26 protein-coding genes are annotated in these 24,696 nt (G+C 72.0%); 18 read left to right on the top strand and 8 right to left on the bottom strand.

The features are described 5' to 3' along the window. Window positions 1–78: 78 nt before the first annotated feature. Window positions 79–639: a TetR family transcriptional regulator gene (locus F7Q99_RS05855; RefSeq protein ID WP_153460364.1), complete on the bottom strand. Its 561-nt coding sequence runs from the start codon at window positions 637–639 to the stop codon at window positions 79–81. A gap of 83 nt (window positions 640–722) precedes the next feature. Here F7Q99_RS05855 and F7Q99_RS05850 point away from each other — a divergent pair, with 83 nt between their 5' ends. Next, window positions 723–1,577 carry a patatin-like phospholipase family protein gene (locus tag F7Q99_RS05850; RefSeq protein WP_153460363.1) on the top strand — a complete coding sequence of 285 codons (855 nt, stop codon included), beginning with the start codon at window positions 723–725 and terminating at the stop codon, window positions 1,575–1,577. Between the two features lie 90 nt (window positions 1,578–1,667). Here F7Q99_RS05850 and F7Q99_RS05845 read toward each other — a convergent pair whose 3' ends face one another. Together F7Q99_RS05845 and F7Q99_RS05840 are read right to left on the bottom strand one after the other, a co-directional pair. Further along, on the bottom strand, window positions 1,668–1,868 hold the full coding sequence (locus F7Q99_RS05845; protein WP_153460362.1) for a DUF397 domain-containing protein: 201 nt from the start codon (window positions 1,866–1,868) through the stop codon (window positions 1,668–1,670). Window positions 1,869–1,878: 10 nt separating this feature from the next. Next, the gene (locus F7Q99_RS05840) at window positions 1,879–2,307 is read right to left on the bottom strand and encodes a DUF5753 domain-containing protein (RefSeq protein WP_153460361.1); all 429 of its coding nucleotides are present in this window, start codon (window positions 2,305–2,307) and stop codon (window positions 1,879–1,881) included. 64 nt (window positions 2,308–2,371) lie between these two features. On the opposite strand from F7Q99_RS05840, the gene F7Q99_RS05835 reads away from it, so the two are divergent. The 3 genes from F7Q99_RS05835 to dnaE all read left to right on the top strand — a co-directional run bounded on the left by F7Q99_RS05835 (window position 2,372) and on the right by dnaE (window position 7,587). Further along, window positions 2,372–2,605 (top strand): hypothetical protein, encoded by a 234-nt coding sequence (locus F7Q99_RS05835; RefSeq protein ID WP_153460360.1) that lies wholly within the window; start codon window positions 2,372–2,374, stop codon window positions 2,603–2,605. Window positions 2,606–2,757: 152 nt separating this feature from the next. Next, window positions 2,758–3,879, top strand: coding sequence for a hypothetical protein (locus F7Q99_RS05830; RefSeq protein WP_153460359.1), 1,122 nt, complete (start codon window positions 2,758–2,760; stop codon window positions 3,877–3,879). A 174-nt stretch (window positions 3,880–4,053) separates the two neighbouring features. Next, entirely contained in the window at window positions 4,054–7,587 is a 3,534-nt protein-coding gene (dnaE, locus tag F7Q99_RS05825) for a DNA polymerase III subunit alpha (protein WP_153460358.1), read from the top strand. A gap of 40 nt (window positions 7,588–7,627) precedes the next feature. On the opposite strand, the gene F7Q99_RS05820 is transcribed toward dnaE, so the two are convergent. Continuing rightward, window positions 7,628–8,515, bottom strand: a complete 888-nt coding sequence (locus tag F7Q99_RS05820; RefSeq protein WP_153460357.1) for a LysR family transcriptional regulator — start codon at window positions 8,513–8,515, stop codon at window positions 7,628–7,630. A 72-nt stretch (window positions 8,516–8,587) separates the two neighbouring features. On the opposite strand from F7Q99_RS05820, the gene F7Q99_RS05815 reads away from it, so the two are divergent. The 6 genes from F7Q99_RS05815 (at window position 8,588) to F7Q99_RS05790 (ending at window position 14,908) form a co-directional block, all read left to right on the top strand. Then, complete coding sequence (locus tag F7Q99_RS05815; protein WP_153460356.1) at window positions 8,588–9,478, top strand: dihydrodipicolinate synthase family protein; 891 nt, start codon at window positions 8,588–8,590, stop codon at window positions 9,476–9,478. A 130-nt stretch (window positions 9,479–9,608) separates the two neighbouring features. Beyond that, window positions 9,609–10,655, top strand: coding sequence for an aspartate-semialdehyde dehydrogenase (locus F7Q99_RS05810; protein ID WP_153460355.1), 1,047 nt, complete (start codon window positions 9,609–9,611; stop codon window positions 10,653–10,655). A gap of 283 nt (window positions 10,656–10,938) precedes the next feature. After that, window positions 10,939–12,192, top strand: coding sequence for an NYN domain-containing protein (locus tag F7Q99_RS05805; protein ID WP_153460354.1), 1,254 nt, complete (start codon window positions 10,939–10,941; stop codon window positions 12,190–12,192). Between the two features lie 51 nt (window positions 12,193–12,243). Then, window positions 12,244–13,242 (top strand): ABC transporter ATP-binding protein, encoded by a 999-nt coding sequence (locus tag F7Q99_RS05800; protein ID WP_326846306.1) that lies wholly within the window; start codon window positions 12,244–12,246, stop codon window positions 13,240–13,242. Then, on the top strand, window positions 13,239–14,054 hold the full coding sequence (locus F7Q99_RS05795) for an ABC transporter permease (protein WP_407697746.1): 816 nt from the start codon (window positions 13,239–13,241) through the stop codon (window positions 14,052–14,054). The genes F7Q99_RS05800 and F7Q99_RS05795 overlap by 4 nt, the downstream gene beginning before the upstream one ends. A gap of 65 nt (window positions 14,055–14,119) precedes the next feature. Beyond that, complete coding sequence (locus tag F7Q99_RS05790; RefSeq protein WP_153460353.1) at window positions 14,120–14,908, top strand: hypothetical protein; 789 nt, start codon at window positions 14,120–14,122, stop codon at window positions 14,906–14,908. 30 nt (window positions 14,909–14,938) lie between these two features. Here the strand turns inward: F7Q99_RS05790 and ybaK are convergent, their stop codons facing one another. From ybaK to F7Q99_RS05775, 3 genes are all read right to left on the bottom strand, one after another. Next, window positions 14,939–15,433 carry a Cys-tRNA(Pro) deacylase gene (gene ybaK / locus F7Q99_RS05785; RefSeq protein ID WP_326846305.1) on the bottom strand — a complete coding sequence of 165 codons (495 nt, stop codon included), beginning with the start codon at window positions 15,431–15,433 and terminating at the stop codon, window positions 14,939–14,941. 14 nt (window positions 15,434–15,447) lie between these two features. Next, window positions 15,448–16,176, bottom strand: a complete 729-nt coding sequence (locus F7Q99_RS05780; RefSeq protein ID WP_326846304.1) for an LON peptidase substrate-binding domain-containing protein — start codon at window positions 16,174–16,176, stop codon at window positions 15,448–15,450. A gap of 68 nt (window positions 16,177–16,244) precedes the next feature. Then, on the bottom strand, window positions 16,245–17,822 hold the full coding sequence (locus F7Q99_RS05775) for an oxidoreductase (protein ID WP_153460351.1): 1,578 nt from the start codon (window positions 17,820–17,822) through the stop codon (window positions 16,245–16,247). Window positions 17,823–17,911: 89 nt separating this feature from the next. Here F7Q99_RS05775 and hisD point away from each other — a divergent pair, with 89 nt between their 5' ends. From hisD to hisF, 8 genes are read left to right on the top strand one after another with little or no spacing between them, the layout of a single operon-like run. Next, the gene (gene hisD / locus F7Q99_RS05770; protein WP_326846303.1) at window positions 17,912–19,246 is read left to right on the top strand and encodes a histidinol dehydrogenase; all 1,335 of its coding nucleotides are present in this window, start codon (window positions 17,912–17,914) and stop codon (window positions 19,244–19,246) included. Next, entirely contained in the window at window positions 19,243–20,394 is a 1,152-nt protein-coding gene (locus F7Q99_RS05765) for a histidinol-phosphate transaminase (protein WP_326846302.1), read from the top strand. The genes hisD and F7Q99_RS05765 overlap by 4 nt, the downstream gene beginning before the upstream one ends. Before the next feature lie 5 nt (window positions 20,395–20,399). Continuing rightward, window positions 20,400–20,993, top strand: a complete 594-nt coding sequence (gene hisB, locus F7Q99_RS05760) for an imidazoleglycerol-phosphate dehydratase HisB (protein WP_153460350.1) — start codon at window positions 20,400–20,402, stop codon at window positions 20,991–20,993. Next, entirely contained in the window at window positions 20,990–21,142 is a 153-nt protein-coding gene (locus F7Q99_RS05755; protein WP_153460349.1) for a hypothetical protein, read from the top strand. The genes hisB and F7Q99_RS05755 overlap by 4 nt, the downstream gene beginning before the upstream one ends. Before the next feature lie 29 nt (window positions 21,143–21,171). After that, the gene (gene hisH, locus F7Q99_RS05750; RefSeq protein ID WP_153460348.1) at window positions 21,172–21,807 is read left to right on the top strand and encodes an imidazole glycerol phosphate synthase subunit HisH; all 636 of its coding nucleotides are present in this window, start codon (window positions 21,172–21,174) and stop codon (window positions 21,805–21,807) included. Window positions 21,808–21,827: 20 nt separating this feature from the next. After that, window positions 21,828–22,553, top strand: coding sequence for a bifunctional 1-(5-phosphoribosyl)-5-((5-phosphoribosylamino)methylideneamino)imidazole-4-carboxamide isomerase/phosphoribosylanthranilate isomerase PriA (priA, locus tag F7Q99_RS05745; RefSeq protein ID WP_153460347.1), 726 nt, complete (start codon window positions 21,828–21,830; stop codon window positions 22,551–22,553). Then, complete coding sequence (locus tag F7Q99_RS05740; RefSeq protein WP_153460346.1) at window positions 22,550–22,981, top strand: RidA family protein; 432 nt, start codon at window positions 22,550–22,552, stop codon at window positions 22,979–22,981. Before priA ends, F7Q99_RS05740 begins: the two co-directional genes overlap by 4 nt. After that, window positions 22,978–23,748, top strand: a complete 771-nt coding sequence (gene hisF, locus F7Q99_RS05735) for an imidazole glycerol phosphate synthase subunit HisF (RefSeq protein WP_326846301.1) — start codon at window positions 22,978–22,980, stop codon at window positions 23,746–23,748. The genes F7Q99_RS05740 and hisF overlap by 4 nt, the downstream gene beginning before the upstream one ends. A gap of 60 nt (window positions 23,749–23,808) precedes the next feature. Here hisF and F7Q99_RS05730 read toward each other — a convergent pair whose 3' ends face one another. Then, the gene (locus F7Q99_RS05730; protein WP_153460345.1) at window positions 23,809–24,588 is read right to left on the bottom strand and encodes a VOC family protein; all 780 of its coding nucleotides are present in this window, start codon (window positions 24,586–24,588) and stop codon (window positions 23,809–23,811) included. Window positions 24,589–24,696 lie beyond the last annotated feature (108 nt).

Raw genomic sequence — 24,696 nt, 5'->3', positions numbered from 1 at the left:
CACGGCCTCGGATGGCTCCTGCCGGCGGGCAGGATCTGCGCTGTGACCTGCGGTCTCCGCGCGATCGTCGCTCTTCGTTCAATGCCGGAGGAGTTCGCAGAAGCGGTCCAGGGCGCGGTCGGTGCGGCGGCGGTCCCCGGTGGTCGTGAGATCGAACAGCAGGCCCCGGATGACGGCCATGACCAACGTGGGAGTGATGGTGTCGTCAGGGCCGGTGGTGATGCCGTGCAACGTGGCGCCGAGGGTGTTGAACCAGCCCGTGATCGCCTCGGCCCGGTCCGGGTAGTTCTCGGGGTGAGCGAGGCCGTCGGCGTGCACCTCGAAGAACAGACGGACGAACGGGGCGCGCTCCGGTGCGCTCATCCAGGCCCAGATGTCGCGCAGGTGTTCCTCCGGAGAGGCTGCCTCCGTCGGGAGGTTCTCGGCCAACCGTGTCGCACCGCGGCGGCGGGCCTCGGCAAGGACGGCAGAGATCAACTCCTGCTTGCTGCCGAAGTCGTAGAGCAGCATCCGCGGGCTGGTGTCGAGAGCTGCGGCCAGCGGCCGCAGGCTCAGCCCGGCCAGGCCGTGCGCCAGTACGTAGTCGGTCGCCCGCGCCAGCGTGGCCTCCCGTCGGGCGGGATCTGGGGGTCGCCCCACGGTGGATCGTCCTCTCGTTGCCGCGTTTCTGAGCCTGCGTCAGTATATGGTACGACTGTTTCAATAATGGGAGGGAGACAGTCATGCACGCACTCGACCGGGCACTCGTACTGGGCGCCGGAGGTCTCGTCGGCACGGCCTGGACGGCTGGGATCGCCAGCGGACTGCGCCGCAGCGGGGTGGATCTCGGCGAGGCCGAACTGATCGTCGGAACCTCGGCCGGCGCGATCACCGCCGCACTGCTGGCCACCGGTCAGGACCCCGACCGGCTCGCCGCCCCAGTGCGCCCCGCCGGCTCCGACAGCACTCCTCCCCAGGTGGACGGGCGCTCGGTGGGCGAGGCATTCGCTGTACTCGGTAATGCCGCCTCGGACCCGGCCGGGGCACGGCGCCGAGTGGGCCAGATCGCGCTCGCTGCCGAGACCGGCCCCGAGCAGGCACATGTCGCCCGGATGCGCGCCATGGTCGGCGCGGACCAATGGCCGGACCGGCAGCTGCTCATCCCCGCGGTGGACGCCGAGACGGGCGAGCAGGAGGTCTTCGACCGCGCGAGTGGCGCACCGCTGTCCTCCGCCGTGGCGGCAAGCACGGCCTTCCCGGGCATCTACCCGCCGATCACCATCAACGGCCGTCGATACATGGACGGCGCCCTGCAGTCGGCGACCAACGCCGGACTCGCGGCGGGAGCCCGCACGCTCGTCGTGATCGACCCGCAGGCGCACCTGTTCCCCCGCGAGTTGCTCCACCAGGAGCTGGCGGTCGCCGCGGCGCACACCGTGGTGACCATCGAGCCCGATCCGGAATCGATACGCGCATTCGGCTCGGACCTGAATGACCGGACAGCCTGGGAACCGGCCTACCAGGCGGGTCTTCGCCAAGCCGCCGATGCTGCAGAGCAGCTTGGTCTCGCCTGGAAGACCGGATCCGACACGGACTGAGCGCCGCCCGCGATCTACGGGCTGGAGTACTGGCTGGGGTCCTTCTGCCGGTGGCCCCTTGCGAGCGCAAGGGGCCACCGGAACGATGCGCTACGAAGTGGCGATGACGTGGTGGAATTCGCCGGCCTTGGCGGCTTGGAGGAAGGTGGCGAAGGTGGTGGGGGTGGTGCGGAGGATGAGGTGGCCCTCGTCGGACTCGCGGAGTTCGACCGCCCCGTTGGTCGTGCAGACCTCCACGCAGTCATTGCCGGACCCGCTGAAGGATGACTTCTGCCACTCGGTGTAGGTCATGGTCGGCCTTTCATAGGCTCTTTGCGATCTTGCGAATCAGGCTACGAGACTTGTTCTCGCTCAGCGCCATCGATTCGGTGCGGTCGAAGATGGAGCGATAGCTGGTGAGCTCGCTGACGGCATCCATGTACACGGGACCACGGGAGGACTCAACCTCGACGGTGTCGAGTTCTGGCACCTTGCCGAACGCGTAGGTGAGGTTCTCAACAGCCCCGGGGAACGTGTCGATGTCGAACGGTACGACTCGGATCGTTACCCATGGCTGCTCGGAGTCTTCGAGCAGGGATGCCAGTTGCTCCCGGAGGATCTCGGTGCCCCCGAAGCGAGTCCACAGCACGGATTCGTAGATGAAGAAGGTCATCGGCTTCTGGTCGCGACGCAGATCGGCCTCCTGGCGGAGTCGGGCAGGGGCCTTCAGCTCGTCGTGGGGCTCACGCACCGGTGGGGCGTGGAGCCCCACGAGCGCGGCAAGTCCTGGACTCCGTCGCGTGAAGCGTCACCCGATGAAGCCGACGGACCCCCGTATCCGGCACTACACCGACGAGCACATCCGCATCCTGCTGGGTGAAGTCCACGAGCGGGGAAAGAAGTTCGGGCTGGTCTGGCCGTCGGCTACCACGGACGAGACCCTCGACGGGCGGGTCCTCGTCTGCTTCAACACGGCGCCGGTTTCCACTCTCCTCAACCTCCTGAATCTGCTCCTCGACGCCGAACGCGAGATCTCGTGCGATTCCTGATCGCCACCGCTTTCGCCGTCCTCCTCGCCCTCGCGATCGCCACCGTCGCCCTGGGCGTCGTCACCGCCCTCCGTGCGACCCCGCCGGACGAGGACGCGTGATCCGCCGGCCCCCGCCGCCCCGCGCGCCGGGGGCTGCGGCACGATGGGGGCGTGGCAGAGCGGAGATACGAGTACGCGCCGGCGAGCACCTTGCCGGGCTTGTTGCAGCGCGGCCGGGGCCTGGGCGCGCTGATGGCGGCGGAGGATCCGGCGGCCGCCGCCGACCTCGTCTACGGGTGCATCCGCTGGGAGTGGCGGTGGGACCGGCAGGTCGATGACCGGCACCTCTACCTCGCCCGGCTGGTACGGGATCTGGACCTCCCGCTGGGACCGATCGTCGAGCAGTTGGCCGCAGCCGAGGACACCTGCATGCGGGCCGCCCGCGTCCTGGAGTTGCTGGCGCTCGACGGCTCGACCGAGGCGCGGGATGCGCTGAACGCCTACGTCCAGGACGGCGAGCACCGTGAGCTCGTTCTCGAATCGGTGGAGTCGATGAGGTCGATGGCCGACGCCCCGGCGCCGACTCGTCGGACGTGGGCCGACCCGCTCCCGGAGCGGGACAGCGCAAGCCTGCTCGCCATGCTGGCCGACCCGGACGTACCCGAGAACGCCAAGGCCACGGCCCTGCGCGCACTGTCCCGCCGGGCTCCCGAACCCGCGCTGATCCCGTTGGTGCCCACCCTCGGTGCAGCCGACGGCACCTGCCAGCTGCCCATGCTGGGACGGGCGGTCGACGTCCTCGGCGAACAGGCCGTACCCGCCGCGCGCGAGTGGGCGACCAGCGACCGGCCGTGGCTCGCCGGCCTGGGCCTCGTGGTCCTGGCAGGACACGGCGACGAGAGCGATCTGCCGACGGTGCTGAACGAGCTCGAACGGGCGTGGGTGGCCCAGGAGTGGTGCGGGCCGGACACCCTGGCCCGCGGCCTGGCCAGGTTCGGGCCCAGGGCGGCGGACGCGGCGTCCCTTCTGCGGCGCTTCTGGCTCTGGACACCGCACTCGTACGAGCGCTCCGCCTACCTGGAGGCGCTGGGGGCACTCGGGGCGGCGGGCATGGACGAGGCGTACACCGAGTCGCTCCGGGACTGCGAGGCGAACGCCCGCCTCCTGGCCGTCCGGCGCGCCCCGGACGGGCCGCGCGTGCGGGAGCGGCTGGCGTATCTTCGGGACGATCCGATGGAGGAACCGGAGGTGCGGGAGGCCGCCCGGGTGCGACTCGCCGGGGTGACCTCGTGACGCTCCGGAGGGGAGTCGGAGGGCCTCCGCAGGGGGCTAGAGTAGACGCGTGAACGTGTGAGTGATGGTCCGGACCCTACGAGGTGGTTCGGACCTCATCTGTTTCCAGGGACCCCCTGTGACCTGCGCGTTCGCCGGCCCACCAGACCAGCACCAGCCTCCGGAGGCCCCGCCTTGAGCGACCAGCCGTTCGCGCATCTGCACGTCCACACCGAGTACTCGATGCTGGACGGTGCCGCCCGGCTGAAGCAGTTGTTCAAGGAGGTCGAGCGGCTGGGACAGACCCACGTCGCGATGACCGACCACGGGAACATGTACGGCGCCGCGGAGTTCCACAAGCAGGCCACCGCCGCCGGGCTCACCCCCGTCATCGGCATCGAGGCGTACGTCGCGCCGGAGTCCCGCTCCAACACCAAGCGCATCCTCTGGGGCCAGCCCCACCAGAAGAGGGACGACGTCTCCGCGTCCGGCGCCTACACCCACAAGACCATCTGGGCCCGGAACAAGGAGGGCCTGCACAACCTCTTCAAGCTGACCTCGCGCTCCTACTCCGAGGGCTGGCTGGTGAAGTGGCCCCGAATGGACAAGGAGCTGATCTCCGAGCTGTCCGGCGGCCTGATGGCCACCACCGGCTGCCCCTCCGGTGAGGTGCAGACCCGGCTGCGCCTGGGCCAGTTCGACGAGGCGCTGAAGGCCGCCGCCGACTACCAGGAGATCTTCGGCAAGGAGAACTACTTCCTGGAGCTGATGGACCACGGCCTCGACATCGAGAAGCGGGTCCGCGACGGGCTGCTGGAGATCAGCAGGAAGCTGAACATCCCCCCCGTCGTCACCAACGACTCGCACTACACCACCGAGGCCGACGCCGGCGCGCACGACCTGCTGCTCTGCGTGCAGACCGGCAAGAACCTCTCCGACCCGGACCGCTTCCGCTTCGACGGCACCGGCTACTACATCAAGTCGGCCGCCGAGATGTACGCGCTGGACTCCTCGGACGCCTGGCAGGAGGGCTGCCGCAACAGCCAGCTGCTGGTCGCCTCCCGGGTCGACACCGAGGGCATGTTCACGTTCAAGAACCTGATGCCCCGCTTCCCGATCCCGGAGGGCTTCGAGTCCGAGGCGGACTTCTTCCGGTCCAAGGTCTGGGAGGGCATGGACTGGCGTTTTCCGGGCGGCTACGACGAGGAGCACAAGAAGCTCGCCGAGTACGAAATGGACACCATCATCCAGATGGGGTTCCCGGCGTACTTCCTCGTGGTCGCCGACTTCATCATGTGGGCCAAGAGCCAGGGCATCGCGGTGGGCCCCGGCCGTGGCTCGGCGGCCGGCTCGCTGGTCGCGTACGCGATGGGCATCACCGACCTCGACCCCATCCCGCACGGCCTGATCTTCGAGCGCTTCCTCAACCCCGAGCGCATCTCCATGCCCGATGTCGACATCGACTTCGACGAGCGCCGGCGCGGTGACGTGATCCGGTACGTGACCGAGAAGTGGGGATCCGACAAGGTCGCCATGATCGTCACGTACGGCACCATCAAGGCGAAGGCCGCCATCAAGGACTCCTCGCGCGTCCTCGGCTACCCGTACGCGATGGGCGACCGGATCACCAAGGCGATGCCGCCGGACGTCATGGGCAAGGGCATCCCGCTCTCCGGCATCACGGACAGCAGCCACCCGCGCTACAGCGAGGCCGGCGAGATCCGCGGGCTGTACGAGACCGACCCGGACGTCCGCAAGGTCATCGACACCGCGCGCGGTATCGAGGGCCTGATCCGCCAGCCCGGTGTGCACGCGGCCGGCGTCATCATGTCCGCCGAGCCGCTGACCGACCACATCCCGGTCTGGACCCGGCACACCGACGGCGTCACCATCACGCAGTTCGACTACCCCACCTGTGAGGGCCTCGGCCTTCTCAAGATGGACTTCCTCGGCCTGCGCAACCTGACGATCATGGACGACGCCGTCAAGGCGATCGAGAAGAACAAGGGCGTCAAGATCAACCTGCTTGATCTGCCCCTGGACGACAAGCCGACCTACGAACTGCTGGCGCGCGGCGACACGCTGGGCGTGTTCCAGCTCGACGGCGGCCCGATGCGCTCGCTGCTGCGGCTGATGAAGCCCGACAACTTCGAAGACATCTCCGCCGTCCTGGCGCTCTACCGGCCCGGCCCGATGGGCGTCAACTCCCACACCAACTACGCGCTCCGCAAGAACGGGCAGCAGGAGATCACCCCGATCCACCCGGAGCTGGAGAAGCCCCTGGAGGAGGTGCTCCGGCCGACGTACGGCCTGATCGTCTACCAGGAGCAGGTGCAGAAGGCCGCGCAGATCCTCGCCGGGTACTCGCTCGGCCAGGCAGACCTGCTGCGCCGCGCCATGGGCAAGAAGAAGAAGGAGATCCTGGAGGCGGAGTTCGTCCCCTTCCAGAAGGGCTGCCGGGAGCGCGGCTACTCCGACGCGGCCATCCAGGCGGTGTGGGACGTCCTCGTCCCCTTCTCCGGCTACGCGTTCAACAAAGCGCACACCGCCGGGTACGGGCTCGTCTCGTACTGGACGGCCTATCTGAAGGCCAACTACCCGGCCGAGTACATGTCCGGCCTGCTGACCTCCGTGAAGGACGACAAGGACAAGTCCGCCGTCTACCTGAACGAGTGCCGCAAGATGGGCATCCAGGTGCTGCCGCCGGACGTCAACGAGTCGGACTCCGACTTCACGCCGCACGGCAGCGACACCGTCCGGTTCGGGCTGACCGCCATCCGCAACGTCGGTGGCCCGGTGGTCGATTCGATGATCCGCACCAGGAAGGCGAAGGGGAAGTTCACCTCCTTCCCGGACTTCCTGGACAAGGTGGAGTCGGTGGTCTGCAACAAGCGGACCGTCGAATCGCTGATCAAGGCGGGCTCGTTCGACTCGCTCGGGCACACCCGCAAGGGCCTGAGCGCGCAGTTCGAGCCGATGATCGACAACGTCGTCGGGGTGAAGCGCAAGGAGGCGGAGGGCCAGTTCGACCTGTTCGGCGGGGACGCCGTCTCCGACGAGCCGAGCTTCGGGCTGGACGTGACGTTCTCCGAGGAGGAGTGGGACAAGGCCTTCCTGCTCACGCAGGAGCGGGAGATGCTCGGCCTGTACGTCTCCTCGCACCCGCTGCACGGCATCGAGCACGTGCTCGCAGACAAGGCGGACTGCGCGGTGGCGGACCTCGCGGAGCGCCCGGACGGGACGATCGTCACCATCGGCGGCATCATCTCGGGCCTCCAGCGGAAGATGACCAAGCAGGGCAACGCGTGGGCGATCGCCACGGTCGAGGACCTGGCCGGGTCGATCGACTGCATGTTCTTCCCGGCGAGCTACCAGCTGGTGTCGTCCCAACTCGTCGAGGACGCCGTGGTGTTCGTGCGCGGCAAGCTGGACAAGCGGGAGGACGTGCCACGGCTGATGGGGATGGAGCTGTCGGTTCCGGACCTGTCGAACGCGCACACCGAGCCGCCGATCGTCATCAACATCCCGAGCGTGAAGGTGACGCCGCCGCTGGTGGCGCGCCTCGGCGAGGTGCTCAGCAGCCACAAGGGCACGACGGAGGTCAGGCTGCGGCTGGAGGGCTCGCGGACGACGACGGTGCTGCGGCTGGACCGGCACCGGGTGAAGTCGGATCCGGCGCTGTTCGGGGACCTGAAGCAGCTGCTCGGGCCCAGCTGTCTGGCCGGCTGAGAGAGTGACTGATCCCCCCGGGGCCCTCGCCCCGGGGGGATCAGCTGTTTCCGCCCAGACCTGGGGGCACGGCCGTGTGCAGGGCGGAGACGAAGGCCGAGATCGCCGGATGGGAGCCGGCGCCCGCGCGGAAGGCGGCGCGGGTGCGGCGGTACATCGGCAGCCGGGTGAGGACGACGCCGGGCGGGGGCTGGGCGGTGCCCAGGTGGGGGACCAGGGCGACGCCCTGGCCGGCCGCGACCAGGGCCAGCACGGTGGTGAAGTCGTCGATCTGGTGCCGGATCCGGGGCGCGAACCCGGCGGACTCGCACGCCCGGACGGCCATGGTGTGGCAGAGCGTGCCGCGCGGGGACAGGATCCACGGTGCGGTGCGCTGTTCGGCGACGGTGCCCGGCTTCCGGGCGGCCAGGTACATCGGCTCGGTGAACACCGGGCGGGTCACCGCGAGGCCGGGTTCCGGGTCGGCCGGAACCAAGTCGTACTCGTGGACCAGGGCGATGTCCAGTTCGCCCGCGCGCAGCGCGGCGGCGACGGCCGCCGGGTCGACCTCGGTGACCATCGGCTCCAGGTCCGGGTGCCAGCCGGCCAGTTCGGCGAGCACCGCGGGGATGATCGCACGGGCCGCCGACGGGTAGGTGCCGATCCGCAGCGGGCCGGCCAACCCCTGCCGGGCGTGGGCGAGTTCGGCGTCCGCCTGTTCCAGCCGGGCGAGGACCGCCTCGGCGTGGCGGACCAGGTTCCGCCCGGCCGGGGTGAGCGCGACCCTCCGCCCGGTGCGCTCCAGGAGCGGGACGCCGGCCTCCTTCTCCAGGACGGACAGCTGCTGGGACACCGCCGAAGGGCTGAAGGACAGCGCCTCGGCGACGGCGGCGATGGTGCCGAGGTGGGCCAGTTCGCGCAGCAGGCGCAGGCGTCGGACGTCGAGCATCGGCTCAGCTTACGAGAAGCGTCACAAATGTGAACTGGACCTGGGCGATCGGCGGGTCCCAAGATCGTGGTCATGGAACTCAAGGGCATCTACGTCCCCCTGATCACGCCTTTCGCCGCCGACGGCTCGGTCGCGCTGGAGGCACTGGAGAAGCTCGCGCACGAGGTGCTGGACGCCGGCGCGGCCGGACTGGTCGCGCTCGGCACGACCGGCGAGCCCGCCGCGCTGACCCCGCAGGAGCGGCAGGCGGTGGTCGACGTGTGCGCCGCCGCCTGTGCCGGGTGCGGGGCGCAACTGATCGTCGGAGCGCACGGCGGCGACACCCGGTCCACCGCCGAGTCGCTGGCCGCGCTCGGCGCGCAGGTGCCGCAGGCCGCGGCGGCGCTGGTCACCGTCCCCGCCTTCGTGCGGCCGGGCGAGGCCGGGACGGTCGCGCACTTCCGGGCGCTCGCCGAGGCGAGCCCGCTGCCGCTGATCGTCTACCACATCCCCTACCGGACCGGGCAGCAGCTGTCGGCCGCCGCGATGCGTGAACTCGCCGCGATCGACGGCGTGGTGGGCGTCAAGTGCGCGACCGGCGGGCTGGACCAGGACGCCGTCGAACTGCTCGCGGACGCCCCGGACGGGTTCGCGGTGCTGACCGGGGAGGACGCCTTCCTGGCGCCGATGCTGGCGCTCGGCGCGGCCGGCGGCATCCTCGCGTCCGCCCACCTGGCCACCGCCCGGTTCGTCGAGCTGGCCGACGCCTGGCAGGCCGGGGACGTGACCCGGGCCCGGGCGCTGGGACACCGGCTGACTGGGCTGGCGCTGGCGGCGTTCACGGCGCCGAACCCGGCGGTGACGAAGGGCGTGCTGCACGCCCAGGGGCGGATTCCGACGCCGGACGTGCGGCTGCCGCTGCTGCCGGCCGGGCGGGCCGAGGTGGACGCGGCGCTGGCACTGGCGAATGGTCTGGACCACTAGCCGGACCGGTAGCGGCCTCTCACACCGTGGCCCGCTCTCAACCCGTGAAATGGCAGGTCGCCCCACCCGCGTGACAAGGCATGATGGGCAGAGTGCGGCTGTGAACAGCACCATTCAGAGGAGTAGTCGGATGAAGATCGGCATTGTCGGGGCCACCGGCCAGGTCGGCGGCGTGGTCCGCGAGATCCTGGCTGAGCGGGCGGCTCGTCCCGGAGGATTGGGCCCCGTGGAGCAGCTGCGGCTGTTCGCCTCGGCCCGCTCGGCCGGGCGCACCCTGCCCTGGCAGGGCACCGAGGTCACGGTCGAGGACGCGGCCACGGCCGACTACACCGGCCTGGACATCGTGATCTTCTCGGCGGGCGGCGCCACCTCCAAGGCCCTTGCCCCCAAGGTCGCCGCGGCCGGCGCCGTCGTCATCGACAACTCCTCCGCCTGGCGCCGCGACCCCGAGGTCCCGCTGGTCGTCTCCGAGGTCAACCCCGGCGCCATCGCCGACCGGCCCAAGGGCATCATCGCCAACCCGAACTGCACCACCATGGCCGCCATGCCCGTGCTGCGCCCGCTGCACGAGGAGGCCGGCCTCGCCGCCCTCGTCGTCTCCACGTACCAGGCCGTCTCCGGCAGCGGCGTCGCCGGCGTCGCCGAGCTGCAGGACCAGGCCGCCAAGGTCGTCGACGGCGCCGCCGCGCTCGCCCACGACGGCTCCGCCGTGGAGTTCCCCGAGCCCAAGGTCTACAAGCGCCCGATCGCCTTCAACGTGGTGCCGCTGGCCGGCTCCATCGTCGAGGACGGCTCCAACGAGACCGACGAGGAGCAGAAGCTCCGCCACGAGAGCCGCAAGATCCTCGGCATCGCGGACCTCAAGGTGGCCGGCACCTGCGTGCGCGTCCCGGTCTTCTCCGGCCACTCGCTGCAGATCAACGCCCGCTTCGAGCGCCCGATCAGCCCCGAGCGCGCCACCGAGCTGCTCGCCGGCGCCCCCGGCGTCGAGCTGTCCGACATCCCCACCCCGCTCCAGGCCGCCGGCCGGGACCCGAGCTACGTCGGCCGCATCCGGGTCGACGAGACGGTGGAGAACGGCCTGTCGCTCTTCATCTCCAACGACAACCTGCGCAAGGGCGCCGCGCTCAACGCCGTCCAGCTCGCCGAGCTGGTCGCCGCGGAGCTGAAGGGCTGACACCCCGGACACCCCGGACTCGACCTCCGGACGCGACGTCCGGCGCATGACGTCCACGCGTGATCTCTGGCGGGCCCCGTCGTCGAACGGGGCCCGCCTTCGCGTTCCGCCTGGCCGGCTGTTGCGGGACCGCGACATCCCCCGGGGTTCGGCGCGCGAACCAGGGGGAAAGGGTGAGCCAACGATCGGGCGGTCGCGGGGGCCCCTCACCCACCCACGCCGGGCCGAGGGCGTACCGCGCCCACCTGTCCTGATCCAGAGGGCGAGCGGAAAGAGGTGCGCGATGGATCGCTGTGTCGTCCTGGTGGACGCCGGATACCTGCTGGGCGCCACCGCCAGCCTGCTCGCCGGCGACCCGTCCCGCTCCCGCGTCACCGTCGACCACACCGCGCTGATCACCGCGCTGCGCGAACGCGCCGAGGCCGAGACCGGACTGCCGCTGCTGCGGATCTACTGGTTCGACGCCGCCCCCGACCGGCGCCCGATGCCCGAACACCGCCGGCTCCGGGTACTGCCCCGGGTGACCGTCCGGCTCGGCGCCCTCACCCGCGCGGAGGGCCGCTGGGTGCAGAAGGGCGTGGACGCCGCCATGCACGCCGAGCTCTCCGAGCTCGCCCGCAACCGGGCCTGCGCCGACGTCGTCCTGATCACCGGCGACGGCGACCTGCTGCCCGGCATGATGACCGCCAAGGAGCACGGCGTGGCCGTCCACCTGTGGGCGCTCCAGGCCGCCGACGGCGACTTCAACCAGTCCGAGGACCTGGTCGGCGAGGCCGACGAGCGACGGGTCCTCGACCGCGAGTGGATCGAGGGCTCGTTCAGCCTCCGCGAGAACGCCAGCGTCTTCCCCGCCCCGGGCCAGGGCCCTCCGCAGGAGATCGCCAAGATCCTCGCCGCGCCGCCCGCCGTCGCGCCCCCGTCCGTGCCCGTCCCCGTCCGTCCGGCCGCCGTCGTGCCCGCGCCCGGCGCCCCCGCCGCGGCGAACGGGCGCCCGCAGCCGGCCGCGGCCGCGCTCAAGGTCGTGCCCACCCCGAAGGACCTCGCCGGGCGCACCGCCGCCCTGACGTCGGTCGGCGCCGTCGGCGGGCACGGTGTGAACGGCGGGGCGAACGCCGGCCCGGTGCTGCGCTGGTCCTCCGACCGGGGCTGGGTCGACCGGCCCGCCCCCGAACCCGCCGTCACCGCCGGGGACGGCCTGCCCACCCTCGCCCAGCTCACCACCGCCGAACAGCGCTGGGCCGACCGCGAGGAGGACATCACCTCCATCGGCGGCGACGCCCACGAGGTCGGGCAGGTCTTCGCCCGCCGCTGGAGCGAACGCCTCGGCGACGTCGAACGGCTCACCGCGCTCTGGCCCGACTACCCGCGCATCCCGCACCGCGTCGACGGCGAACTGCTGCGCTACGCGGCCCGCTTCGGGCTGCTCGCGCACAAGGACGACCAGATCGACGAGCACGACCGCTACGCGATCCGGGCCGGGTTCTGGAAGGAGCTCGCCGCCCGGGTGCCCGGCGGGTCCATGATCGTGGACGACTGAGGGCCCGGGCCCCTTGTCCGGCTCGCCCGTGTGAGCGCGTAGTCTTCGGTCGTGAACGAGACGGCAGGACGAGTACAGCACGACACCCTGCCGTGCTGTGCCGTACGCGACCTGGTGAAGACCTACCGCACCGGGCGCGGCGCCGCCGCCACCGAGATCCGGGCCAACGACGGGATCGGCCTGACCGTCCGGCAGGGCGAGATCTTCGGGCTGCTCGGGCCCAACGGTGCCGGCAAGTCCACCCTCGTCCGCCAGCTCACCGGCCTGCTGCGGCCCGACTCCGGTTCGATCGAACTCCTCGGCCACGACATCGTCCGCCACCCCGAACGGGCCGCCCGCCTCCTCGGCTACCTCGGCCAGGAATCCACCGCCCTCGACGAGCTGACCGTCGCCCTTGCGGCCGAGACCACCGGACGGCTGCGTGGGCTCGGCCGCGCGCAGGCCCGCGCCGAGGCCGCCGACGTCCTCACCGAGCTCGGCCTCGAACCAATAGCCCACCGGCCGCTCGCCAGGCTCTCCGGCGGCCAGCGCCGGCTCGCCTGCTTCGCCGCCACCCTGGTGGGGGAGCGGCCGCTGCTCGTCCTCGACGAGCCCACCACCGGCATGGACCCCGTCGCCCGTCGCGCCGTGTGGACCGCCGTCGACCGGCGGCGCGCCGAGCGCGGCACCACCGTGCTGCTCGTCACCCACAACGTCATCGAGGCGGAGACCGTGCTCGACCGGGTGGCGGTGGTGGACGAGGGCCGGGTGATCGCCTGCGACACGCCGGGCGGGCTGAAGGCCCTGGTCGACGGCGACGTCCGGCTCGACCTGGTCTGGCGGGACGAGGCGCCGCTGAGCGTCCCCGCCGTCGCCGAACTCGCCGGACGGGCCGAGCGCACCGGCCGCCGCTGGACCGTCCGCACCACCCCCGAACAGGCCCGCGAACTCGTCGCCGCCGTCACCACCGGCCCGGCCTTCGCCGCCCTCGACGACTTCACCCTGGCCACCCCGAGCCTTGAGGACGCCTACCTCAAGCTGGGCGGCCGCCACGGAGGACTGGCCAAGTGACACTGCTCTCGGTGCCGCCGCAGGCCGCCGCCCCCGACGCGGGCGGCGCACCCTTCCCGCTCGCCCCCGCCGCCCGGCTGCTGCCCGCCCTCGCCGCCGTCTACCGGGCCCAGCTCGCCCGGGCCCGTGTGGCGCGTATCCCGCTGCTGTTCGTGGCGACCTTCCAGTCCCTCGGCATCCTGGTGATGATGCGGGGCGTCGTGGACGGCGGTCAGACCTCGGCGGCGCGGTCGGTCGTCGCCGGGTCGAGCGTGCTGGTCGTGGCGTTCGTCGCGCTGAACCTGCTCGCCCAGTACTTCGGGAAGCTCCGTGCCACCGGCGGGCTCGACCACTACGCGACGCTGCCCGTCCCGGCCGCCTCCGTGGTGCTCGGCGCGGCGGGCGCGTACGCGTCGTTCACCCTGCCGGGCACGGCGGTGACGGCGGCCGTGGGCGCGGTGATGTTCGGGCTGCCGGTCGGGCAGCTGTGGGTGCTGCTGGCGGTCGTCCCGCTCGCGGGCGCGGCGCTGTCCGGACTGGGCGCCGCCTGCGGGCTGCTCGCGCCGCGCCAGGAGATCGCCACCATGCTCGGGCAGCTCGGCATGTCGGCGGCGCTGCTGCTCGGGGTGCTGCCCGTCGACCACCTGCCGCAGCCGGTGCTGTGGCTGCGCGACCTGCTGCCCTCGACGTACGGCGTGGAGGCCTTCGCCCGTACGTTCACGGCCGACCCGGACTGGGTGCTGGTGGCCGGTGACCTGGCGGTCTGCGCGGGCGTCGGCGTGGTGTCGCTGGCGATCGCAACCTGGGCGTACCGGCGGGCCGTCTCCCGCTAGCCGCGGGCGTCGCGGGGTACGGGTGGAGGGCTCGTCCGGGGCACGATCGTGAAACGATGGGGCCTGTGACCGTACCGAACACACCTCCGGATCCCACCCGCGCCGACGTGCACGCGGTGCCGGACACCGCCACCGACCCGTTCGCGCCGCCGCCGGCCCCGGACGGCGGGGCGGTTCCGCCGCTGCCGGCGGAGCTGGGCCGGCCCGCGGAGCCGGCGCCCTCGCTGCCGCAGCGGCTGCTGCCGGAGCTGCGGGTCGGAGCCGGCACGGTGCTCGCGTGCATCCTCCTGGGGCTGGTCATGGCCGGGCTGTGGGCCTGGCTGGCGCCCAAGGTTCCGCTGGTCGTCGACCGGGACCGGATCCTGTACGTGGACCCCGAGGGGGAGCAGCGGGCCGGGGCCGACGCGGTCTTCGTCCTGATCGGGCTGGGCATGGGGATCGTGACGGCGCTCGGGGCGTTTCTCGTCACCCGGCGCCGGGGCGGCGGCATCGCGGTCGCGGTCGGGCTGACCATCGGCGGCCTGCTCGGCTCGCTGGGCGCCTGGCGGCTGGGGCGGTGGCTCGGGCCGAGCGACAACCTCATCGCGGAGGCCCGACGGGTCGGCAACGGCGGGCATTTCACCGCGGACATCGATCTGGGGGCGCACAGCGCCCTGCTGGCGTGGCCGATGGCGGCGATGGTGGTGCTGCTCGTGCTGTCCGCGGCGTTCGGCAAGCGCGAGGAGGACCCGCCGCCGTACTGGGCGGGGCCGTCGGGGCAGGCTGCCGTGGATGGGCAGGTACCCGTGACCGGGCAGGCTCCCGTGAACGGGGTCGCGCCGGAGCAGCCCGAGGACGGGACGACGCGGAGCTGAGACAGCGTCGCGGCACCTCCCGGTTCGCGGTCAGCGGGCGATGGGGGCGGTCCGGGCGTTGGTGAGGGTGATGAGGTCGCCGGGGGAGAGCTCGACCTCCAGGCCGCGGCGGCCGGCGGAGACGTAGACCGTCGGGTGGGCCAGGGCGCCGGCGTCGACGACCGTACGGAGGGGGCGGCGCTGGCCCAGCGGCGAGATGCCGCCACGGACGTAGCCACTGCTGCGCTCGGCGGCGGCCGGGTCCGCCATGGCGGCGCGCTTGCCGCCGACGGCGGCGGCGAGGGCCTTGAGGTCGAGCTGGCCGGCCACCGGGACCACGCCGACGGTGAGGACGCCGTCCACGTCGGCGACCAGCGTCTTGAAGACCCGGTCGGCGGGGACGCCCAGCGCCTCGGCGGCCTCGCCGCCGTACGAGGCCGCGGCCGGGTCGTGCTCGTAGGCGTGCACGGTGAACGGGACGGCGGCGGTCTCCAGGGCGACGGTCGCGGGCGTGCCCTGGCCGCCCTTTTTCGGCTTCTTCGCCACGGGTGCCTCCGGAGTCAGTTGGGGCTGAACGACTGGCGGGTGAGGTCGACCGCGGGCAGTGACGGCAGCCAGCTGAGGACGGCGGTCTCGCGGCGCAGCAGGTCGAGTTCGGTGCGCAGCCGCTGGGCGGTGTCGGGGCAGGCCAGCAGCTGCTGCTTGATCGAGGTCTCGAAGACGGAGGCGGCGGCGACCAGGTAGGAGAGCACCTGCGGGTCGTCCGGGAGTTCCTGACGGCCGACGGTGCTGGCCTCGCGGGCGCCCGCGAGGCGCTTCTGGTAGCTGCGGAAGGCCCGTTCGACCTCGGAGGCGAGCGCGCCGGAGCCCTCGCCGGGGCGCTCCTCGATCGGCTGGATCTCGCCGGTCAGGTACGGGCCGGAGGTGTCGACGGAGCGGAGCACGAACCGGGTGGTGCCGGTGACGAGGAGTTCGTAGCGGCCGTCGGGCTGGTCCTGGACGGAGGCGATGTCGGCGACGCAGCCGACGTGGTGGATCGCCTCCAGCGGGTCCCCGGTGACGGTGCCGAGGCCGTCGAGCGGCCCGGCCGGGCCGTCGTCGGGGCGGACCGGGGCGACCTCGCGGCCGTCCTTGATGGCGAGCACGCCGAAGCGGCGCGGCTCGTCCTCGGGGTGGTCGAGCAGGTCGGCGACGAGACGGCGGTAACGCTCCTCGAAGACGTTCAGGGGCAGCACCAGGCCCGGATAGAGCACGGTGTTCAGCGGGAAGAGCGGTAGCCGTTCTGTCACGGCGCACAGCGTAGTTCCCCGGACCCCGGCCTTGTCGCGGGGTTAACGGCGTCGCGGGCTCATCGGCGTCATCCGCGCTGGAGCATCCGCGTGGCGCCGGCGACGACGGTGGTGGCGAGCAGCCAGCCGACGACGACGAGTCCGGCGGAGATCCACTGCGTGAGGCCGCCCGGATTCCAGGCCCCCTGGTTGAGGTCGACGATCGGCAGGAGCTGGTTGAGCGTGTACAGCACCGGGTTCCAGTGCGGGTGCTCGTCCTCCTTGAGCGGCTCCAGCGGGTGGGTGGCGAAGTAGATGCTGCCGAGGGCCCAGGCGAGCAGCAGCCAGAGGGCGGCCCGGCCGGGTCGGAAGCCGTAGCCGACGGTGACGTCCTGGACCTGGCCCCAGATCCGGGCGGGCAGCGGGAGGGTCTGACGGCGGCGGCGCTGCTTGGCGTAGAGCACCTCGCGGGCGTCGTCGTCGGCGCCGTCGCGGCGCAGGGCGGCGGCGAGCTGCTCGTAGGACTCGGGCTGGAAGTCCACCGAGGAGCCTTCCAGCCAGGCGATCCGCTGCTGGACGGTGAACGGCGCGACGGGGCGCAGGACCTCGTAGACGAAGCCGGTGAGGCCGAGGTGCTTGCCGTGCGGCCAGGCGTCCGGGGTGTCGACGAGGTTGCCGATCCGGGCGCGGGAGAGCGAGACGGTGCCGGTGGGGCGGATCCGGCAGGTGAAGCGCAGCTCGGGGGTGTGGATGCGGCGCAGGGAGAGCTCGTCGTCGCCCTCCAGGTGGAACTCGCCGGAGATCAGCAGGGCGCCGTCGAACCGGGCGTCGGACAGCCGCACCTGGCCGTGGGCGCGGAACGGAGTGCTGGCGGCGCCGGGCGGAGCCGCCTGGCCGTAGCCGGAGCCGTAGTAGCTGCGGGAGCCGTACCAGCCGGCGTCGGGGGAGCCGGTGAGGTAGCAGGTGTGGCCGACGGTGATCCGGACGGCGTTGAGGCAGATGCGGTTCTGCGGGACGGCGTGCAGCTGGGCGCCGCGCAGCGAGAGCCGGCCGCCGATCCGGGCCGTGCGCAGGCTCAGCTCGCCGTGGACCTCGAGCCGGTCGGCCTCGAAGTCCTGGTGGACGGACATCCCGTCGGCCGAGATCGCGCGGCCGTAGCGGTCGCATTCGAGGACGGTCTGGTTGAGCAGCAGGTCGGTGCCGATCTTGGCGTCGGTCAGCCGGATGCCCTCGGGGATCCGGCAGCGGGCCAGGTGGAGGTCGCCGGTGGTGGCCAGCCGGGAGGCCTCCAGCCGGGGGATCAGGCAGTCGACGAACCGCAGCGTGCTGGCCTCGGCCTCGGAGATGAGGATCTTGTGCTCGAAGCGGCAGCCGTACAGCTCGACGTACTGGTTGATGCGGCCGCCGGCCAGGTTGAGCGCGCCGGTGACGTTCACGCCGTTCATCCGCAGCGAGGAGACCCGGCCGGGGGCCGCGTCCGGGCCGGCCAGCAGCAGCCGGGCCAGCACCTCGGCGCGGACGGTGCGCTCGGTGCCCCAGACGGCGCTGCCGAAGGGGTCGTCCTCGTCGCTGTCGCGGCTTCGCCGGTCGAACACGTCGCCCTGGCGGAAGGCCTCCCAGAGCTCTCGCTCGGTCTTCGTCCAGTCTTCCGGCGCCTGTTCCACCATGGTTTCCCCCGTCCCCCGGCCGTCTCGCCTTTCGTATCACGGACTGAAATGCGGGACCAGCGATTCCGGCCACTCCTTACACTGGGGGCGTGATCTCTCGAATCGACCTCCGCGGATCGCTGGACGACCCGCGTGACCTGCTGCCCCGTGCCGAGTTCGACGTGGCGGCCGCCCTGGAGAAGGTGCGGCCGATCGCCGAGGACGTACACCATCGCGGGGTCGCGGCGCTGATCGAGATCACCGAGCGCTTCGACGGCGTGCGGCTGGAGTCCACCCGGGTGCCCGCCGAGCAGCTGGCCGAGGCCCTGGCGGAGCTGGACCCGAAGGTGCGGGCCGCGCTGGAGGAGTCGATCCGCCGGGCCCGGGCCGTCCACGCCGACCAGCGCCGCACCGGGCACACCACGCAGGTGGTGCCGGGCGGCACGGTCACCCAGCGCTGGGTGCCGGTGGACCGGGTCGGCCTGTACGTGCCGGGCGGGCTGGCGGTGTACCCGTCGTCCGTGGTGATGAACGTGGTGCCGGCCCAGGAGGCGGGCGTGCGGGGCATCGCGGTGACGTCCCCGCCGCAGAAAGAGTTCGGCGGCCGGGTGCACCCGACGATCCTGGCGGCCTGCGCGCTGCTCGGCGTCGACGAGGTGTACTCCGTCGGCGGTGCCCAGGCGGTCGCGATGTTCGCCCTCGGCACCGAGGAGTGCGCGCCGGTGAACATGGTCACCGGCCCGGGCAACATCTACGTGGCCGCCGCCAAGCGGCTGTTCGCCGGCCGGATCGGCATCGACTCCGAGGCCGGCCCGACCGAGATCGCCGTCCTCGCCGACGACAGCGCGCTGCCCAGCGACGTCGCCGCCGACCTGATCAGCCAGGCCGAGCACGGCCCCACCTCCGGCTCGGTGCTGGTCACCGACTCCGTGGCGCTGGCCGACGCGGTCGAGGCCGAGCTGGCCGTGCAGGTCGCGAAGACCAAGCACAGCGAGCGGGTGGCCGAGGCGCTGGGCGGCCGGCAGTCCGGCATCATCCTGGTCGACGACCTGGAGCAGGGCCTCGCCGTCGTCAACGCCTACGCCGCCGAGCACCTGGAGATCCAGACCCGGGACGCCCACGCGGTGGCGGCCGGGGTCCGCAACGCCGGCGCGATCTTCATCGGCCGCTGGACGCCGGTGTCGCTGGGCGACTACGCGGCCGGCTCCAACCACGTGCTGCCCACCGGCGGCTGCGCCTGCCACTCCTCCGGCCTGTCCGTGCAGACCTTCCTGCGCGGCGTCCAGGTCGTCGAGTACGACCGGGACGCACTCGCGGACGTCGCCGCGCACGTGGTCAACCTCGCCAACGCCGAGGACCTCCCGGGCCACGGCGACGCGATCAAGGCACGTTTCGTCGGAGACGAACGGAACTGGCACAGCGACTGGACGGTGCCCACCTCGTGACCGCCATCGACGACCTCCCCGTCCGGGACGAGCTGCGCGGCCAGTCCCCGTACGGCGCACCGCAGTTGGACGTGCCCGTCCAGCTGAACACCAACGAGAACCCGTACCCGCTCCCCGAGGAGCTGGTCGCCCGGATCGCCGAGCGCGTCGCCGAGGCCGCCCGCAACCTCAACCGCTACCCCGACCGGGACGCGGTCGAGCTGCGCGACGGCCTGGCCGCCTACCTGACCCGCACCACCGGCTTCCCGGTCGAGCGCGCCCAGGTCTGGGCCGCCAACGGCTCGAACGAGGTGCTTCAGCAGCTCCTCCAGACCTTCGGCGGCCCCGGCCGCAGCGCGCTCGGCTTCGAGCCCTCGTACTCGATGCACGCCCTGATCTCCCGGGGCACCGGCACCGAGTGGATCTCCGGCCCGCGCAACGCCGACTTCACCATCGACGTCGACGCCGCCGTCGCCGCGATCGCCGAGCACCGGCCGAACGTGGTCTTCATCTGCTCGCCGAACAACCCGACCGGCACCGCCGTCGCCGCGGACACCGTGCTGAAGCTGTACGAGGCCGCGCAGGCCGCCCGGCCCAGCCTGGTCGTCGTCGACGAGGCCTACGTCGAGTTCTCGCACCGCGCCTCGCTGCTGCCGTTGATCGAGGGCCGCCCCAACCTGGTGGTCAGCCGCACCATGTCCAAGGCTTTCGGCGCGGCCGGGCTGCGTCTGGGCTACCTCGCGGCCGACCCGGCCGTGGTGGACGCGGTACAGCTGGTCCGGCTGCCGTACCACCTGTCGGCCGTCACCCAGGCCACCGCGCTGGCCTGCCTGGAGTACACCGACACCCTGCTCGGGTACGTCGGCCGGCTCAAGGAGGAGCGTGACCGGCTGGTGGACGCGCTGCGCGGGCTCGGCCTGGAGGTGACCGACTCGGACGCCAACTTCGTCCAGTTCGGCCGCTTCGCCGACACCCACGCGGTCTGGCAGGCCATCCTCGACCAGGGCGTCCTGGTCCGCGACAACGGCGTCCCCGGGTGGCTGCGCGTCACCGCCGGGACGCCCGCCGAGAACGACGCCTTCCTGGCCGCCGTCCGCGCCGCCCTCTGGCCGCCCACCCCGTCCGATGCGCGTGCGTGCTTCGCGCGCGCAGCCAGTCAGGAGCTGTAACCCGTATGTCCCGTATCGGACGTGTTGAGCGCACCACCAAGGAGACCTCGGTCCTGGTCGAGATAGACCTCGACGGCACCGGCAGGACCGACGTCTCCACGGGCGTCGGGTTCTACGACCACATGCTCGACCAGCTCGGCCGCCACGGTCTGTTCGACCTCACCGTCAAGACCGACGGCGACCTGCACATCGACACCCACCACACCATCGAGGACACCGCCCTCGCCCTCGGCGCCGCCTTCAAGCAGGCGCTCGGCGACAAGGTCGGCATCTACCGCTTCGGCAACTGCACGGTGCCGCTGGACGAGTCGCTCGCCCAGGTCACCGTCGACCTCTCCGGCCGCCCCTACCTGGTGCACACCGAGCCGGAGCACATGGCGCCGATGATCGGGACGTACGACACCACGATGACCCGGCACATCCTGGAGTCCTTCGTGGCCCAGGCGCAGATAGCCCTGCACGTCCACGTCCCGTACGGCCGCAACGCCCACCACATCGTCGAGTGCCAGTTCAAGGCGCTCGCCCGGGCCCTGCGCTACGCCTCCGAGCGCGACCCGCGCGCGGCCGGCATCCTCCCGTCGACCAAGGGTGCACTGTGAGCAGGTCCGCCATCGCCCTCATCTTCGCCGGACTCTTCCTGCTCGGCGGGGTGATCTCGTTCTGGAAGCAGAAGCTGCCCAAGGGCGTGATCCTGGTGCTCGGGCTCGGCTCCGGCATGTGCCTGGCCGCCGGCATCATGCGCCTGTAGACCGCCGTAGAGAGACTGGACACCTGAACATGGGCAAGAACGTCGTCGTCCTCGACTACGGGTCGGGCAACCTCCGCTCCGCGCAGCGCGCCCTGGAGCGCACCGGCGCCACCGTCACCGTCACCTCCGACTACGACGCCGCGATGGCCGCGGACGGGCTGCTCGTCCCCGGCGTGGGCGCCTTCGAGGCCTGCATGCGCGGGCTGAAGTCGGTCCGCGGGGACTGGATCATCGGCCGTCGGCTCGCCGGGGGCCGCCCGGTCATGGGAATCTGCGTCGGCATGCAGATCCTCTTCGAGAAGGGGGTCGAGCACGGCGTGGAGACGGCCGGGTGCGACGAGTGGCCGGGCACCGTCGAGCCGCTGGACGCCCCGGTCGTCCCGCACATGGGCTGGAACACCGTGGACGTGCCCGAGGGCAGCCGGATGTTCGCCGGCCTCGACCCGCAGACCCGCTTCTACTTCGTGCACTCCTACGGCGTGCGGCGCTGGGAGCTGGAGATCCACAGCGCGCGGATCCACGCCCCGCTCGTCACCTGGGCCACCCACGGCCAGCCGTTCGTCGCCGCCGTCGAGAACGGCCCGCTCTGGGCCACCCAGTTCCACCCCGAGAAGTCCGGCGACGCCGGCGCCGCCCTGCTGACCAACTGGGTCAACACCCTCTGACGAGCTGAAAGTTGTTATTGATGAGTCGCCTCGAACTGCTTCCCGCCGTCGACGTCCGGGACGGCCAGGCCGTCCGCCTGGTCAAGGGCGCCTCCGGCACCGAGACCTCCTTCGGCGAGCCGCTGGCCGCCGCCCTCGCCTGGCAGAACGCCGGCGCCGAGTGGCTGCACCTGGTGGACCTCGACGCCGCCTTCGGCACCGGCTCCAACTACGAGCTGCTGCGCGAGGTCACCGGCGCGCTCGACATCAAGGTCGAGCTGTCCGGCGGCATCCGCGACGACGAGTCGCTCGCCAACGCGCTCGCCACCGGCTGCACCCGGGTCAACCTCGGCACCGCCGCCCTGGAGAGCCCCGAGTGGGTCGCCAAGGCCATCGCCGAGCACGGCGACAAGATCGCCGTCGGCCTCGACGTCGTCGGCACCACCCTGCGCGGCCGCGGCTGGACCCGCGACGGCGGCCAGCTCTTCGAGGTGCTGGACCGGCTCGACAAGGAGGGCTGCGCCCGCTACGTCGTCACCGACGTCAACCGCGACGGCACCCTGACCGGCCCCAACCTCCAGCTGCTGCGCGACGTCTGCGCCTCCACCGACCGCCCGGTCGTCGCCTCCGGCGGCGTCTCCTCGCTGGACGACCTGCGCGCCATCGCCGGCCTGGTCGCCGAGGGTGTCGAGGGCGCCATCGTGGGCAAGGCACTCTACGAGCAGAAGTTCACCCTCGAAGAGGCCCTGGAGGCGGTTTCAGGATGACGGAACGTCGGATCGTGCGCGGCCGGGTCACCGGATTCTCCCCCTGGGAGGAGGAGTTCGGCTACGCACGGGCGGTCGCCGCGGGCGACCACGTGCACGTGGCCGGCTCCACCGCCTGGGTCGACGGCCGGATCGAGCACGAGGGCGACCCGTACGGGCAGACCCTCGCCGCGTTCGGCGTCGGGCTCAAGGCCCTGGCCGCGTACGGTCTGACGGTGGACGACGTGGTCCGCACCCGGATGTACATCACCCACGTCCGCGACGCCGAGGAGGTGGGCCGCGCCCACCGTCAACTCTTCGACGCCGCCCGCCCGGTGGCCACCATGGTGGTGGTCGAGGGACTGATCGACTCCCGGATGATGGTCGAGGTCGAGATCGACGCCTACCGTGCCGGGCTGGCAAAGACCCTGGAAGGCAAACAGCCGTGACCCTCGCAGTACGTGTCATCCCCTGCCTGGACGTCGACGCCGGGCGGGTGGTCAAGGGCGTCAACTTCCAGAACCTGCGCGACGCCGGCGACCCGGTCGAGATGGCCAAGCTCTACGACGCCGAGGGCGCCGACGAGTTGACCTTCCTCGACATCACCGCCTCCTCCGGCGACCGGGAGACCACCTACGACGTCGTCCGCCGCACCGCCGAGCAGGTGTTCATCCCGCTCACCGTCGGCGGCGGCATCCGCTCCGTCGAGGACGTCGACCGGCTGCTGCGGGCCGGCGCCGACAAGGTCGGTGTCAACACCGCGGCCATCGCCCGGCCGGAGCTGGTCCGCGAGATCGCCCAGCGGTTCGGGCGGCAGGTGCTGGTCCTGTCGGTCGACGCCCGGCGCTGCGCCGAGGGCACCGAGACGCCGTCCGGCTTCGAGGTCACCACGCACGGCGGGCGCCGCGGCACCGGCCTCGATGCGGTCGAATGGGCGGGCCGCGCGGCCGAGTTGGGCGCGGGCGAGATCCTGCTCAACTCGATGGACGCGGACGGCACCAAGGACGGCTACGACCTGGACATGATCCGGGCCGTCCGCAAGGCCGTCTCGGTGCCGGTGATCGCCTCCGGCGGGGCCGGCAAGCTCGCCGACTTCGCGCCGGCGGTCGAGGCGGGCGCGGACGCGGTGCTCGCCGCGAGCGTCTTCCACTTCGGCGACCTGCGGATCGGCGAGGTCAAGAACGCGCTGCGCGAGGCCGGGCACCCGGTGCGCTGACGCTCGTGAAAGGGGCCCGCCGGCCGGTACGCACCGGGTTCGGCGGGCCCCTTCACGTGCTCAGGACTCCTGCGGCTCGGGCTTGAGCAACGCGAACGGCGCGCCGTTCGGGTCCGCCAGCCAGGCGATCCGGCCGACGTTCTCCACGTCCGCGGCGGGCATCAGCACCGAGCCGCCGGCCGCCGTCGCCTTCGCGATCAGCGCGTCCACGTCCTCGGTGGCGAAGTACGGCGTCCACGCGGGGGGCTGGCCCTGCATCACCGGGGCGATGCCGCCGAAGCTGGTGGCCTGCTGGTCGCCGTCCGCGGGGGAGATCACCTGGTAGAGCAGGTTCGGGTCGGGCCGGAAGGTCTCCGCCCGCCAGCCGAAGACCTTCCGGTAGAACTCGAGCCCGGCGTCCTGGTCGGGGGTGTGCAGCTCGGCCCAGACCAGGGCGTTGTCCGCGGAGACGGCGTCCAGGCCGGTGGTCGAGCCGGCCTGCCAGATCGCGAAGTCGGCGCCCTGCGGGTCGGTGAGCTGGGCGAACCGCCCTTCGCTCATGACGTCCATCGGCGCGACGCGGACCGAGCCGCCGGCCTGCTCGACGGCCTTCGTGGTGGCGTCCGCGTCGGCGGTGAGGAAGTACGTCGTCCAGGTGGACTGGTCGCCCTCGTTGAGCGGGCCGATGGCGCCGACGGTCTTGCCGTTCAGCTGGAAGAATCCGTAGCCGCCGGTGTCCGGGCCGGCGGACGTGTAGGTCCACCCGAAGACCTGCTTGTAGAAGTCGGCCGTGGCGGGGATGTCCGGGCTGCCGAGGTCTATCCAGCAGGGCGCGCCGGCGGGAAAGTCGGTGGTGAGCATGAGGTGGTGCCCCTTCGACGGAGAGGTGACCGGGGCGGTATTCCGCTGGGCGCGCGCACGCCCCCTCCCGGCCATCTGCGAGTCTGCACCCCGGCACTGACATTCGCA

It is taken from the genome of Streptomyces kaniharaensis (assembly GCF_009569385.1).
GTDB lineage: Bacteria > Actinomycetota > Actinomycetes > Streptomycetales > Streptomycetaceae > Kitasatospora > Kitasatospora kaniharaensis.
Note: the sequence above shows the minus strand (reverse complement) of the source record. Positions and strands in the feature narration are given on the sequence as shown.

What these genes read in the sequence shown, in the direction of transcription:
- F7Q99_RS05815 (WP_153460356.1), top strand. Translation starts at nt 8,588, where the DNA reads ATGGAACTCAAGGGCATCTACGTCCCCCTGATCACGCCTTTCGCCGCC.
- F7Q99_RS05845 (WP_153460362.1), bottom strand. Translation starts at nt 1,868, where the DNA reads ATGACCTACACCGAGTGGCAGAAGTCATCCTTCAGCGGGTCCGGCAAT.
- F7Q99_RS05805 (WP_153460354.1), top strand. Translation starts at nt 10,939, where the DNA reads ATGGATCGCTGTGTCGTCCTGGTGGACGCCGGATACCTGCTGGGCGCC.
- F7Q99_RS05820 (WP_153460357.1), bottom strand. Translation starts at nt 8,515, where the DNA reads ATGCTCGACGTCCGACGCCTGCGCCTGCTGCGCGAACTGGCCCACCTC.
- F7Q99_RS05850 (WP_153460363.1), top strand. Translation starts at nt 723, where the DNA reads ATGCACGCACTCGACCGGGCACTCGTACTGGGCGCCGGAGGTCTCGTC.
- F7Q99_RS05740 (WP_153460346.1), top strand. Translation starts at nt 22,550, where the DNA reads ATGACGGAACGTCGGATCGTGCGCGGCCGGGTCACCGGATTCTCCCCC.
- hisH (WP_153460348.1), top strand. Translation starts at nt 21,172, where the DNA reads ATGGGCAAGAACGTCGTCGTCCTCGACTACGGGTCGGGCAACCTCCGC.
- F7Q99_RS05775 (WP_153460351.1), bottom strand. Translation starts at nt 17,822, where the DNA reads ATGGTGGAACAGGCGCCGGAAGACTGGACGAAGACCGAGCGAGAGCTC.
- priA (WP_153460347.1), top strand. Translation starts at nt 21,828, where the DNA reads ATGAGTCGCCTCGAACTGCTTCCCGCCGTCGACGTCCGGGACGGCCAG.
- F7Q99_RS05730 (WP_153460345.1), bottom strand. Translation starts at nt 24,588, where the DNA reads ATGCTCACCACCGACTTTCCCGCCGGCGCGCCCTGCTGGATAGACCTC.
- F7Q99_RS05810 (WP_153460355.1), top strand. Translation starts at nt 9,609, where the DNA reads ATGAAGATCGGCATTGTCGGGGCCACCGGCCAGGTCGGCGGCGTGGTC.
- F7Q99_RS05835 (WP_153460360.1), top strand. Translation starts at nt 2,372, where the DNA reads ATGAAGCCGACGGACCCCCGTATCCGGCACTACACCGACGAGCACATC.
- hisB (WP_153460350.1), top strand. Translation starts at nt 20,400, where the DNA reads ATGTCCCGTATCGGACGTGTTGAGCGCACCACCAAGGAGACCTCGGTC.